Below are 12494 nucleotides of genomic sequence, written 5' to 3'. Positions count from 1 at the left end.
ACAGGGTAGTCCTCCTCTGTCCCGGTTGACCGTTTCATCGGGGCGCACCGACTGCCGACCATGAGACCGTCGGCGATCACCCCCCTCGGAGGGCAGATGGGAATCGCATTCAAGTCGTCCGAACGCGCGACGCTCGGCGTGGAGTGGGAACTCCAGCTCGTCGACCGCAGCAGCCGACACCTGAGGCAGGAGGCGCAGGAACTCCTTTCCGAACTCCCGGACCTCAGTGCGGGCGGGGACGGGCCCCCGCTTCGGCACGAACTGATGCAGTCGCAGGTGGAGGTCGTGACCGGTATCTGCGAGACGGTCGAGGACGCCAAGCTCGACCTCACCCGCAACATCGACCGGATGCGGGACGTCCTCGAACCGCGCGGAACCACCCTGACCTGCTCGGGAACCCACCCGATCGACGACTGGCGGGACCAGTCGTTCAGCCCCGGGGAACGCTACGGGGAGTTGGTCGAGCAGATGCAGTGGCTCGCGCGGCGGATCCTCACCTGCGGGGTCCACGTCCACGTGGGGGTGCGCAGCCAGGAGAAGGCCATTCCCATGGTGAACGCACTTGCGAAGTTCCTCCCGCATTTTCTCGCTTTGAGTGCTTCCAGCCCATTTTGGAGTGGGCACGACACGGGTCTGGCCTCCGCCCGATCCGTCGTCTTCGGCGCCCTTCCCACGTCCGGGCCGCCGCCGAACCTGTCCGGGTGGTCGGCTTTCGAGGAATACCTCGAAACGCTTCTGCGGGCGGGTACCATCGCCTCTATCAAGGAAGTGTGGTGGGACATCCGGCCGCACCCGGATTTCGGCACCGTCGAGATCCGGATGTTCGACGGGATTCCCACCCTGCGCGAGGTGGGAATGGCCGCCGCGCTCTGCCAGAGTCTGGTGGAGCTGTTCGACCACCAGCTCGACCGGGGGTACGGGCTACCCAACCCGCCGTCCTGGCTGGTGAGCGACAACAAGTGGCGGGCCACCCGCTACGGACTCGACGCTCGTGTGATCACGGACGGGCACGGAACCACGGTGCCGATCCGGGATGACCTGTACGAGCTGGTCCGCGAGCTGCGACCGATCGCGGCCCGCCTGGGCTGCGCCGAGGACCTGGACCTGGTCTCCGAGATCCTGGACAAGGGTGCCTCCTACGAACGGCAGCGCGCGGTCGTCGCCGAGGGCGGATCGCTCGACGACGTCGTGGACATGCTCGCCGCCGAGCTCCGGGGCGGCCTCGCCCGCGCAGAGGTCAGTGTCGGCGACGGAGCCGGTGCGCGCTGATACGCGAATGAAGAGGGGACCCTCGCATGCAGGGACGTGACCTGCCGGAGCAGTTGACCGCTTTTCTGGCGCGCCATGAGCGGGAGTTCACCGGCTTCCGCCGGGACCTGCACATGCACCCCGAGCTCGCCTTCGCCGAGCACCGCACCACCGGGCGGATCGCCGAGCGGCTGCGCGAGGTGGGTCTGCGCCCGCGGGTCCTTCCGCAGGGCACCGGCCTGGTGTGCGACATCGGTTCGGGCCCGGGCCCCCTGGTCGCGCTGAGGGCCGACATCGACGCCCTGCCGATCACCGACGAGAAGTCGGGGGTTCCCTACCGCTCCACCGTTCCCGGCGCCGCCCACGCCTGCGGGCACGACGTGCACACCACGGTCCTGCTGGCGTCGGCGGTCTTTCTCGCGCAGCAGGACCGCGCGGGGGCCCTCCCAGGGCGGGTCCGGCTGGTCTTCCAACCCGCCGAGGAGCTGCCCGGCGGCGCGGTCGAGGTGGTCAACGACGGAGCGATGAAGGGCGTGGACCGCATCTTCGCCCTGCACTGCGACCCCCGCCTGATGGTGGGCAAGGTCGGGCTACGCGTGGGCGGCATCACCGCCGCCTGCGACCAGCTCATGGTGCGGCTGTCGGGGCCGGGCGGCCACACCGCGCGCCCGCACCTGACCTCCGACCTCGTCTACGCCATGGGCAAGGTGGTCACCGAGCTGCCCGCCGCGCTGTCCCGACTCGTCGACCCGCGCGCCGGGTTCAGTCTGGTCTGGGGCCGGATCAGCGCGGGGGCGGCACCCAACGTCATCCCCGACGACGCGGTCGCCGAGGGCACCGTGCGCTGCCTGGACGACGAGGCCTGGCACGCGGCGCCGGACATCGTCAAGGGCCTGGTCGAGTCCGTGGCCTCCGTCTACGGAGCCGAGGCCGAGGTCACCTACCGCCGCGGAGTCCCGCCCACCATCAACGAGGCCGAGAGCGTGGAGATCATGCGCGAGGCGGTCGGACTGGCTCTCGGCCCGGAGGCGGTGGCCAGCACTCCCCAGAGCCTGGGCGGGGAGGACTTCGCGTGGTACCTGGAGCACGTGCCCGGTGCCCTGGCGCGCCTGGGCACCCACTCGCCGGACTGGGACGGCCCCATGCTGGACCTGCACCGGGGGACCTTCGACGTCGACGAACACGCCATCGACGTGGGTACCCGCTTCATGGTCACCACGGCGATGACCGCGCTGTGGAACGCCGCCCGAACCGGGGAGCGGATGGACGACGAGGCCCTCGCCTGACCGGGCTTGTTCTGGTCCTCCGCTTCGCTTCGGGTGACCGCTCCAGGAAACCGCCACGTCTCCTGGGGCGGATCTACCGGATTCTCGGAAACTTGGCGTCGGCGTGGGCGGGCGCGTGCCGCCCGGGTGGCATTCTGAGGGTATGAACCACCCACTCACAGTTGAGCAGATCCGGCGGGCGCCGAAGGTCCTGCTGCACGACCACCTCGACGGCGGCCTGCGCCCGTCCACCATCGTCGAACTGGCGCGGGAGGTCGGCTACACCGGTCTGCCGACGTACGACCCCGCGGAACTGGGCGTGTGGTTCCGCGAGGCCTCCGACTCCGGCTCCCTGGAGCGCTACCTGGAGACCTTCGCGCACACGACCGCCGTCATGCAGACGCGCGACGCGCTCGTGCGGGTGGCGGCCGAGGCGGCCGAGGACCTGGCCGCCGACGGCGTGGTCTACGCCGAGCAGCGCTACGCCCCCGAGCAGCACCTGGCGTCCGGGCTGACCCTGGAGGAGGTCGTCGAGGCCGTCCAGGAGGGGCTGGAGCTGGGCGAGAAGCGCGCCGCCGACCAGGGACGCAGCATCCGCACCGGCCAGCTGGTCACCGCGATGCGGCACGCGGCCCGTTCGTCGGAGATCGCCGAGCTGGCCGTGCGCTACCGGGACGCCGGGGTGTCCGGTTTCGACATCGCGGGCGCCGAGGCGGGCAACCCGCCCACCCGCCACCTGGACGCGTTCGAGTACCTGCGCCGCGAGAACTTCCACTTCACCATCCACGCGGGTGAGGCGTTCGGCCTGCCGTCCATCTGGGAGGCCCTCCAGTGGTGCGGGTGCGACCGCCTGGGCCACGGCGTGCGCATCATCGACGACATCACCACCAACGAGAACGGCGTGCCGCGCCTGGGCCGCCTCGCGCAGTACGTGCGGGACAAGCGCGTCCCGCTGGAGATGTGCCCCAGCTCGAACGTCCAGACCGGCGCCGCCGAGTCCATCGCCGAACACCCCATCCGGCTCCTGCACGACCTGCGGTTCCGCGTCACGGTCAACACCGACAACCGGCTCCAGAGCGGTGTCACCCTGTCGGAGGAGTTCGCCAAGCTCTCCGAGGCCTTCGGCTACGGCTGGGACGACCTGGAGTGGTTCACGGTCAACGCGATGAAGTCGGCCTTCCTGCCCTTCGACGAGCGCCTGGCCCTGATCAACGGCGTCATCAAGCCCGGCTTCGCGCAGTTGAAGTGGGCGACGGTCTGATGGACCGAGGGGAGTCCACGACCCACGCCTCGACCTCCTCGCGGGTCCTGGCCCTGGTGTGGGTCGTCATCGCCGCCCTGTTGCTCGTCGACGTGTTCCTGCGCGGCGAGGGCCGCTCGGCGTGGATCGCGACCGCCGTGCTGGTGGCGAGCATCGCCGGGGTGTACCTGATGTGGCTCCGTCCGCGCGTGGTCTCCACCCCGCGTGGGCTGCGGGTGATCAACCCGGTCCGGGAGACCTTCGTGCCCTGGGCCGCGGTCGTGTGGGTGGACGTCACCGACGTGCTGCGCGTGCACACGCCGGGGGGGATCGTGCGCTCGTGGCCGCTGCGTGAGACGAAGCGCGCCAAGGTCCGCGAGAACCTCCGGCGCGACTCGGGGCTGGCCGACGAGCCCGACGACGACGCGGACCCCGCCCGTCAGCGTCCGGTGGACGTGGTCGCGAGTCAGTTGCGCCGGGACGCCGAGCGGCACAAGGCCCGGCCCCTGAGCGGACCGATCCGGGACGTGGCGGAGGCCGGTCCAGCCGCTCTGGGCGCGGAGGACGAGCCGCAGACGATGGTGCCGGTCGAGGTGATCGTCGTCCTGGCGTTGACGGCGCTGTTCGTCGTGGGGGCGCTCGTCCTGGCCTGAGCGGTTTCCCCCAGGAACGGCCTGACGGGGCCCGGTCGTGGAGACCGGGCCCCGTCTCTCGCGCCGTGGGGTTGACGCGACCCTCGCCTTCTGGTTAGGTAAGGCATGCCTAAGGGAAAACGTCGGGCGGTCGGCTTCGCGCGGATGGCCGGCCGCCCGGTTCCTTCCCCGAGGCGTCGCGCGCGGTCCAACTGAATAACGGGAAGTAGAGGTGTCCGGTTCGCGAGTCCAACGGGATCTGCGGGGATCCCGCGCGAACGGCCACCAGGGAAGCATCACCTCCGACCGCACCACGGCCGGTGCCGTCCACCCCAGGCCTCGGGGTGTACGCTCGCCACGCCGGTACCGGCCTCGCCCGGTGCGGCCGGAGGTGTCCCAGCCGGACGACTCGCGGGTTCACCCCGCGGTCCAGGGCCTTCCCGTGGCGCGAGTCAGGAGGCGCTCCGGCACGTCGCGAGTCCAACGGGGTCTGCGGGGATCCCGCGCGGCACCGGGGCCCGTCCTTCCCTGACGCGAACGCGAGCCCGGCTCACCCGTTCCGTACGGGGGCCGGGCTCCTCGCGTGCGCGCCGTCCCAGCGGTGGCCGGGGGGTCAGGCCCGGTCGATCACCCGGTACAGCAGTTCGCCGAGCCTCCGGGCCCGCTGCTTGACGACCTCCAGCGCCTGGTCGGACTCGAAGGGCTCCACCACCGATCTCATCGCGTCGTTGGTGACGATCGCCAGGCCCAGCACCTCCGCCCCCATCTCCACGGCCGCGATGGTCTCCAGGGCGATCGACCGACCGACCACGTCCGCCCCCGCCTGGCGGAGCACGGCCAGTTCGGCGGGCGTCTGGAGCTGGGGGCCCACCGTGGAGACGTACACCCCCTCGGCCAGCGACGGGTCCACGTCGTGGATGATCTCCCGCAGCCTCGGGCTGTAGGCCTCCGACAGGTCGACGAAGCGGGCCCCGGCCAGCGGCGAGCGCGCGGTCAGGTTGATGTGGTCGCGCACCACCACCGGCAGGCCCGGTGAGAAGTCGGCCCGCAGCGACCCGGCGGAACCGGTCAGGACCGCGACCCCCGCCCCGGCGGACAGGCCGGTGCGCACCGCGTGCGCGGCCCGCATCGGGTCGTGGGTCTCGTACTCGTGGACGCGCCCCATGAACACGACCACGCGCTTGTCGCCCACCCACATGCTCCGGACCTTGCTGGAGTGCCCCTTGGCGGTGGGGGAGACGAACCCGGGCAGCTCGGTGACGTCGAACTCGATGTCGGAGGAGCCCAGCGTGTCGACCGCGCCCGCCCAGCCCGACCCGAGCACCACCAGGGCGTCGAAGCTGTCGGCGCCCGCGCGGGACAACAGCTCCCGCGCCGCCTCGGCCGCGAGGTCCTTGGCATCGTCGGTCGTCTGGGGCGCCTGCTCTGTTTCACTCACAAGCCGGATGCTACCGCTGTGTAGTCGGATTGTTCCGGAACGCAACGCAGTGTGTCCGCCGGGCGGAATGGGCGGGGGTCGTCCCCGATGGGAGGGGAGGGCGGGACGCACGGTGATGGCGGGAACGCCCCGGGCCACCCCTCACCAGGCCCGATTCGCGGGCGTGAAGTGGTGTTCGTCCCATTCTCCGCCGCTGTGGGGCGGCGCACACGTCGTGAGGCGGTCCACGGCGGACGCGGGAGCCCGTCGACCGGGGGCGCCTGCGGTTTGCTCCGGTCGGGATGGACGACAATGGAACCAAGCGAAAAACCTGGTGGTGCCCTGCCATGCCCGATTTTCGCCCCGGACCGGGAACGGGCGCGGCGGCCCAACCGAAGAGGGAGTGAAGCAGCGTGACGAAGGTCGTGATCATCGGTGGCGGACCCGGGGGCTATGAGGCGGCGCTGGTCGCGGCGCAGCTCGGCGCGGACGTGACCGTGGTGGAACGCGACGGCATCGGCGGCGCCTGCGTCCTCACCGACTGCGTGCCCTCCAAGAGCCTCATCGCCACCTCCACGCGGACCACCTACGTACGCGAGGCGGACGCCCTCGGCATCAACGTCCACGACATCCACGACGGCAAGGCCGAGGTGGAGGTCGACCCCGGCCGGATCAACCCCCGCATCAAGGCGCTGGCCCGCGCCCAGTCCGACGACACCCGCGCCCGTCTGGTCAAGGAGGGGGTGGAGGTCGTCATCGGCGAGGCCCGCCTGGTCGACCCGCACATCGTGGCCGTCGGCGACCAGCGGATCCGCGCCGACGTCATCCTCATCGCCACCGGGGCCCACCCCCGCGAACTCCCCAGCGCCAAGCCCGACGGCGAGCGCATCCTCACCTGGCGCCACCTGTACGACATGGAGGAGCTCCCCGAGAAGCTCATCGTGGTCGGATCCGGCGTCACCGGAGCCGAGTTCGCCAGCGCCTACCAGTCCCTCGGCTCGAACGTCACCCTCGTCTCCTCGCGCGAGCACGTCATGCCCACCCAGGACGCCGACGCGGCCGAGGTCCTGGAGGACGTGTTCATGCGCCGCGGCATGACCGTCCTCAGCCAGACCCGCGCCGAGTCGGTGGTGCGCACGGGCGACGGCGTCCAGGTCACCCTGACCGACGGTCGGACGGTCGAGGGCAGCCACTGCCTGATGACGGTCGGTATGATCCCCAACACCGAGGGGCTGGGCCTGGAGGAGGCCGGCGTCCGCCTGGGCCGGGGCGGGTTCGTCGAGGTCGACCGCGTCTCCCGCACCACCGTGCCGGGCGTCTACGCGGCCGGTGACTGCACCGGCGTCAACATGCTCGCCTCCGTCGCCGCCATGCAGGGTCGGATCGCCATGTGGCACGCCCTCGGCGAGGCCGTCTCCCCGCTGAAACTGTCCACGGTCGCCTCCACCGTGTTCACCCACCCGGAGCTGGCCGCGGTCGGCGCCAGCGAGGACGACGTGCGCAGCGGCCGGATCGACGGCCGGTCGGTGACGCTGCCGCTCAACACCAACCCGCGCGCCAAGATGAACGAGGTCAGGGAGGGCTTCGTCAAGTTGATCTGCCGCCAGCACACGGGCATCGTGCTCGGTGGCGTCATCGTCGGCCCGCGCGCCAGCGAGCTCATCCTCGCGGTGTCGGTCGCCGTCCAGCAGCGCCTGACCGTCGACGACCTGGCGCACACCTTCGCGGTGTACCCGTCGCTGTCGGGCAGCGTCACCGAGGCGGCGCGTTCGCTCATGCTGGCCTCGCCGGAGTAGGAGCGACCGGGACGGGGTCCCGACCGGGGACAGGGGCCGCCGGGCGTCAGGCCAAGGACGCCGACGGCGGACCCCGCTCCCGTGGCCCGCGGGAACCGCGCGCTACCGGTCCTTGAAGTACCGGAACAGGTGCTCCTCGCGGATCATCGACACCGCCGCCACCGCGCCCGCCAGGACGGCCGGGACCGCCCCGACCGGCCCCCACACGTCCACCGCGAAGGTCTCCCAGGGGTCGGCCGGGTTGCCGACGTGGGCGGCGACGACCAGGGCGCACAGGGACAGCGCCAGACCCGCCAGGGACCACGCGGCCGCCTCCAGTACCGTCCCGACGAGCAGCGCGCGCCGAGACACCCCGACGTGCAGCGCGCCCGCCATCTCCAGCCGGCGCAGCCGTACGGACACGAAACCGAGCACCAGCCCGACCAGCGCGGCGGCGGGCAGCGCGAACCGGGTGGGCCGCTCGGCGAAGAGCGCGGCGCCGTCGAAGGTGGCGCCCAGGCTCGTGTTGAGCTGGGCGACGTTGACCGAGACCGTCGGGTCGGCCTCGGCGCGCACCGCCCACAGGAGGAGGTCGTCGGCCTCCTCGGTGGGCGGTCGGGTGTCGGCCCAGCACTCGTCGTAGCCGGTCGACGTGCCGCCCGGGACCACCACCGCGTAGCGCAGTCGGGAGTCGCGCCCGTCGTCCGGGTAGGGAAACACCCCGGCCACGGTCATCGGCTCGCCTCCGGCACGGAGTTCCTGCCCGGGACCGACCCCCAGCAGATCGGCCGTGTGGTCCGACACCCACACCCCGGACGCCGCCTCCGCGCGTACGCCGAGGACCTCCGCCATCCGCGGGGTGACGTGGAAGACGGGGACCGGGTGGTCGGGCATCGAGGACAGTCGCAGCCGGGCGCCCTCGGCCAGCGCTCCGGACGCCCGGACCGCCGGGAGGCCGATGAGCGCCTCGCAGGTCGCCCCGTCGATGTGGTCGGTCGCGGTCACCACGCGCACCGAGGCGCCGGAGTCGATGAAGGCGTCGGCGCGCCGGTGCAGGTCGACCACGCCGCGCGCGTCGGCCACGGCCAGGGTGCCGATCGCCAACCCCAGGCCGACGGCGAACAGCGCGGCCCGGGTGGTGCCGGTCCGCAGGTTGCGCCACACCTCGCCGAGCAGGTCGCGGACGTTCACTGCGCACCAGCTCCCGCCATCCGTTCGCCCAGGTCGATGACGTCCGTGCACGCCTTCCGGGTGTGCGGGTCGTGGGTGGCGATGACGACGATCACACCCTCCCGGGCGATCGCGCCCAGCGTGTCGTTCACGGTCTCGGCCGTGCGCAGGTCCAGCTGGGCGGTGGGTTCGTCCACCAGGAGGAGGTCGGGCGCCGAGCACACCGCGCGGGCCAGCATCAGGCGCTGGGCCTCGCCGCCGGAGAGCTGGCGGAAGGGGCGGTCGGCCACCTCGGTCAGGCGGAAGTCGGCCATCACCGCACGGGCGCGGGCCTCCGCCTCCCTCCTCCGGCGGCCGCGCGCGATCAGCGGCAGGGCCACATGGTCGAGCGCGCTGCGGCCGGGGACGCCGTAGGGGTTCTGGAACACCCATCCGACGCGGTGGACCGCGGTCGTCTCCACACTTCCGGCCGTGGGCTCCACCCAGCCGGCGAGGATGGACAGCAGGGTGGACTTGCCGCAGCCGGAAGGGCCGCACAGACCGGTGATCCGCCCGGGGAGCAGATCGAAGGACAGATCCTCGAACAGCATGGGGGCGCCGGGGAAGCGGTGCCCCAGAGCGTTCGCGCGCACGAGGGAGCTCACGCGTCGCCCCCCTCACATGAGGTCGCGGTGCGCGCCGGGCCCAGGTCGACCCGCTCGGGCAGCTCCACGCCCTCCTCGGGCACCACGATCGCGCTGCCCAGGGAGGAACCGACCACTCGGACGGCGTACACCGAGTCCCCGGAGGCCAGGCAGCCCCCGGTTTCGGTCTCGTCGAACACCGCGCCCGGGGGCACGGAGTAGGCGTCGACGGGTTCGACCAGTTCCAGAGCGCCGTTGACCGGCTCCTCCTCACCGCCGACGGCCGCCCGCGCGGCGGGGGTGTCGGCGAGCTCCCGGAGGAAGTCGGGGTCGTCGATGAGGCCGTCCTCGGACACGGGGCCGGTCGAGCCGCTGATCGTCACCTGCCGCTTCCCGGACAGCGAGGTCTGCGGCATCGGTTCGATCCGCGCCGACTCGAGGGTGCCGCTGATCGCCGCGAGGGGGGTACCCGGGCTGACGTCTGCCCCGGGCAGGCCGGAGCACTCCTCGACGGAGACCTCCGAGGCGGGCATCCAGACCAGGTCCGCGCGCGACAGGCTGTAGGAGGGGTCGTCGAATCCGACGTCGTCCATCAGCATCCGGACGGTGCGCGCGGTCTCCCACCCGTACACGCCGTCGACGGTGACGTCGTGGCCGAGCCGGGCGAGTTCGTCCTGGAGGGCGCGCACGTCATCCCCCCGGTGGCCGCGGCGCAGGTCCCGGTGCGGCGGTATCGAGGTGGCCAGCCCGAGGACGGGTTCGTCGTCGACCCGAGCGACCGCCGTCCCCGACTCCAGGGTGCCCCCGGCGGTGCACTCGGTCGCGGTCAGGGTTCCGTTCCCCCGCAGGAGCAGGTCGAGGGTGGGCGCGACGGAGAACCGCACCGGCACGGTCCGTTCGTCGGTGTAGGGCTCGGCGAGCACCGGCGCCGAGTCGAGGTCGGTGGCCGCGGTCAGGTCGGAGGGCGGGTCCGCGGGGCGCAGGAGGAAACCGGCCGTGCCACCCGCCGCGAGGACGAGCAGCAGGGCCAGGAGGGTGGTTCCGCTGGGTCGGATCTTCACGAGACGTCCTGGGAGGAGAGTGGTCGGTGGTGGTCAGTCCTCGGTGTCGGACGACGACCCGGATTCTCCGCCGAAGTCGATCTCGACGCCGGTCAGGTCGAGGCAGGCGTCGAACTCGGCGTGCCCGGTGTCGACCAGGCCGCTCCCGAACCCGCCGAAGATGTCCTCCTCGAGCTGTTCGACGGTGTAGCCCTCCTCGGCCGCGCCCGCTTCGACCAGGCAGTCCACGGCCGGTTGGAACTCCTCGCCGAAGGCGGGGCCGTCGGGGGCGCCGCTGGCGGCGACGTCCTCCTCGACGGCGCTCTCCACGGCCGACGGCGCCGCGGACGGATCGGTGGGCGAGTCGCTGGTGGACTCCCCCGGTTCCTGCCCGGGCTGGGAACACGCGGAGGCGAACAGGGCCAGCGCGCCCAGGGCGAGCACGCGGCGGACGGTGCGGTGGTGTGCGTTCATGCGGTTCTTCACCTTTCCTCGTGGGTTCGGTCTGGTCCTCGGTGGGGCTGGACGGCCCGGGAGCGCCGGGCGGGCCCGTCGTGTCCGAGCCGTTCGACGGGAGCTCAGCTGCTCGGCGCCCGGCGGCGACTCGACCGCCGACGGGAGGGAGCGGTGGAGCACGCACGCTCACAAGCCGTCTCCGCGGGCGGGTGTACCATGCCCTTGCCGTTCGCCTCGTCGCGGTCGGTGGGGGTGGGACCGAGCGAATTGCGGTCGCTCGGTCCCACCCGTCAGGCGCGGGGCGCCCGGGGTCATCCGGATTCGGGGCCCACGATGGCGATACCGCCCTGGGCCAGGCAGTCGGCGACATCCGGGTCGCCCACGTCGAACGGCGCGTCCTCGAAGCCCGACTCGGACGACGCCTCGAAGTCCTCGTCGAACTGTTCGGCCGTGTAGTCGGCGGAGACCGCGCCCAGGTCGATGAGGCAGTCGACGATGAGCTCGGAGGGCTCGCGGCCCTCGGGGTTGTTGAGCTGCATGTTGTAGGCGGCCTCGATCGCGGCGACGGTTCCGATCGCGCACTCCTCACTCCGGTCCATGTACTCGTTGAACTCCTCCTCGCCCTCGGGCCAGGTGACGGGTTCGCTGGTATAGAGACCGTTGGGCTGCTTGGTGTGCGTCTCCTCGAAGCCGAGTCCCTCCATGCACTCGACGTATCGGGAATGCGCCTCCTCGTAGTCGTCCGCGGTCAGTCCGCCGTTTTCGATGGCGCGCTCGAACACCTCGCGCTCGAAGTCGTTCTCGGCCGAGTCCCGAAACTGTTCGAAGAGCGCGACCAACGCGGCGTTCTCGGGTTCGGAGGCGTTTTCTCCGCCCGGGGAGCACGCGGTCATGAAGAGTAGGAAAAGAGATGCGACGGCGAATGTTCGGGCAGGGAATATGCGTGGCATGTCACCTCCGAGGGCGGGTGTCGTGGGCATTTTCAGCTGCCTCGTCACAGCCGTGGGGGCGGGACCGAGCGAATTGCGGTCGCTCGGTCCCGCCGATCGGGGGTGCTGGCCGGAAACGCCGTTCCGGTGTTAGTCGGCGCTAGTTGGCGATCTGCCAGCCGGAGTAGCGGGGGGTCGCCCCGTAGTAGTCGGCCGCGTAGGCGCGGGAGCTGCTGGTCGTCCACGCGGTCTGCGCGTAGTACCGTCCGTGCCGGGCCCAGGAGCGCCCGATGCCGCAGGTGTCGGTCACCGTGCCCGCGATCGAGCGGGAGGCGTTCACCGAGGTGTAGCCGTAGCAGGCGGCCGCTCCGACCTCGGCCGCGGAGGCCGGGGCGGTGACGGCCAGGCCGCCGCCCAACACGAGCAGGGAGCTGAAGAACAGCCCGGCGGTACGCGAGGCCAGACGGGAGCGCAGGCCCACGAATTCGGTCGTGGAGGACATGGAAATCCCTTCGAGTGACGATTGTTGCTAACAGCGCGCTGCACTCGCATTTATATGTTCTTAACCTGCGCGGGTCAATGTTGGATCCTGCCGGGGCAGTCTTATGCTGCGCTGAGTGAATCAAATCCTTGATTGATTCTGATTGTCGCGACTTCTGTTTTTGGTGATCAGCATCCCTGTTGTGGGTGGCGCCCGGC

General features: G+C 71.5%; 12 protein-coding genes. 5 read left to right on the top strand and 7 right to left on the bottom strand.

Annotated features, from left to right (window positions below):
• Window positions 1-96: 96 nt before the first annotated feature.
• The 4 genes from KIK06_RS18115 to KIK06_RS18100 all read left to right on the top strand — a co-directional run bounded on the left by KIK06_RS18115 (window position 97) and on the right by KIK06_RS18100 (window position 4406).
• Window positions 97-1269: a glutamate--cysteine ligase gene (locus tag KIK06_RS18115; protein ID WP_017597060.1), complete on the top strand. Its 1173-nt coding sequence runs from the start codon at window positions 97-99 to the stop codon at window positions 1267-1269.
• Window positions 1270-1295: 26 nt separating this feature from the next.
• Window positions 1296-2534, top strand: coding sequence for an amidohydrolase (locus tag KIK06_RS18110; protein WP_017597059.1), 1239 nt, complete (start codon window positions 1296-1298; stop codon window positions 2532-2534).
• A gap of 142 nt (window positions 2535-2676) precedes the next feature.
• Window positions 2677-3774 carry an adenosine deaminase gene (locus tag KIK06_RS18105; RefSeq protein ID WP_017597058.1) on the top strand — a complete coding sequence of 366 codons (1098 nt, stop codon included), beginning with the start codon at window positions 2677-2679 and terminating at the stop codon, window positions 3772-3774.
• A complete protein-coding gene (locus KIK06_RS18100; protein WP_193789731.1) occupies window positions 3774-4406 on the top strand; it encodes a PH domain-containing protein in 633 nt (210 codons plus the stop codon). The genes KIK06_RS18105 and KIK06_RS18100 overlap by 1 nt, the downstream gene beginning before the upstream one ends.
• Window positions 4407-4998: 592 nt before the next feature.
• Here the strand turns inward: KIK06_RS18100 and KIK06_RS18095 are convergent.
• The gene (locus tag KIK06_RS18095; RefSeq protein WP_017597056.1) at window positions 4999-5823 is read right to left on the bottom strand and encodes a purine-nucleoside phosphorylase; all 825 of its coding nucleotides are present in this window, start codon (window positions 5821-5823) and stop codon (window positions 4999-5001) included.
• A 392-nt stretch (window positions 5824-6215) separates the two neighbouring features.
• On the opposite strand from KIK06_RS18095, the gene KIK06_RS18090 reads away from it, so the two are divergent.
• Complete coding sequence (locus tag KIK06_RS18090; RefSeq protein WP_268644310.1) at window positions 6216-7598, top strand: NAD(P)H-quinone dehydrogenase; 1383 nt, start codon at window positions 6216-6218, stop codon at window positions 7596-7598.
• A 102-nt stretch (window positions 7599-7700) separates the two neighbouring features.
• Here the strand turns inward: KIK06_RS18090 and KIK06_RS18085 are convergent, their stop codons facing one another.
• From KIK06_RS18085 to KIK06_RS18060, 6 genes are all read right to left on the bottom strand, one after another.
• Window positions 7701-8768 (bottom strand): ABC transporter permease, encoded by a 1068-nt coding sequence (locus tag KIK06_RS18085; protein ID WP_268644309.1) that lies wholly within the window; start codon window positions 8766-8768, stop codon window positions 7701-7703.
• Window positions 8765-9391 (bottom strand): ATP-binding cassette domain-containing protein, encoded by a 627-nt coding sequence (locus KIK06_RS18080; RefSeq protein WP_268644308.1) that lies wholly within the window; start codon window positions 9389-9391, stop codon window positions 8765-8767. The genes KIK06_RS18085 and KIK06_RS18080 overlap by 4 nt, the downstream gene beginning before the upstream one ends.
• Window positions 9388-10431, bottom strand: a complete 1044-nt coding sequence (locus KIK06_RS18075; RefSeq protein WP_017597052.1) for a peptidoglycan-binding domain-containing protein — start codon at window positions 10429-10431, stop codon at window positions 9388-9390. Before KIK06_RS18075 ends, KIK06_RS18080 begins: the two co-directional genes overlap by 4 nt.
• 33 nt (window positions 10432-10464) lie before the next feature.
• Complete coding sequence (locus KIK06_RS18070) at window positions 10465-10884, bottom strand: hypothetical protein (protein WP_268644307.1); 420 nt, start codon at window positions 10882-10884, stop codon at window positions 10465-10467.
• Window positions 10885-11177: 293 nt separating this feature from the next.
• Entirely contained in the window at window positions 11178-11759 is a 582-nt protein-coding gene (locus KIK06_RS18065; protein ID WP_017597050.1) for a hypothetical protein, read from the bottom strand.
• A gap of 196 nt (window positions 11760-11955) precedes the next feature.
• Window positions 11956-12297, bottom strand: a complete 342-nt coding sequence (locus tag KIK06_RS18060) for a hypothetical protein (protein WP_268644306.1) — start codon at window positions 12295-12297, stop codon at window positions 11956-11958.
• Window positions 12298-12494: the final 197 nt, after the last annotated feature.

Origin of the sequence: Nocardiopsis sp. EMB25, assembly GCF_026797795.1 — a bacterium.
GTDB classification, from domain to species: Bacteria; Actinomycetota; Actinomycetes; order Streptosporangiales; family Streptosporangiaceae; genus Nocardiopsis; species Nocardiopsis lucentensis.
The sequence above is the reverse complement of the archived record's forward strand: the minus strand, read 5'-3'. Positions and strand labels throughout refer to the sequence as shown.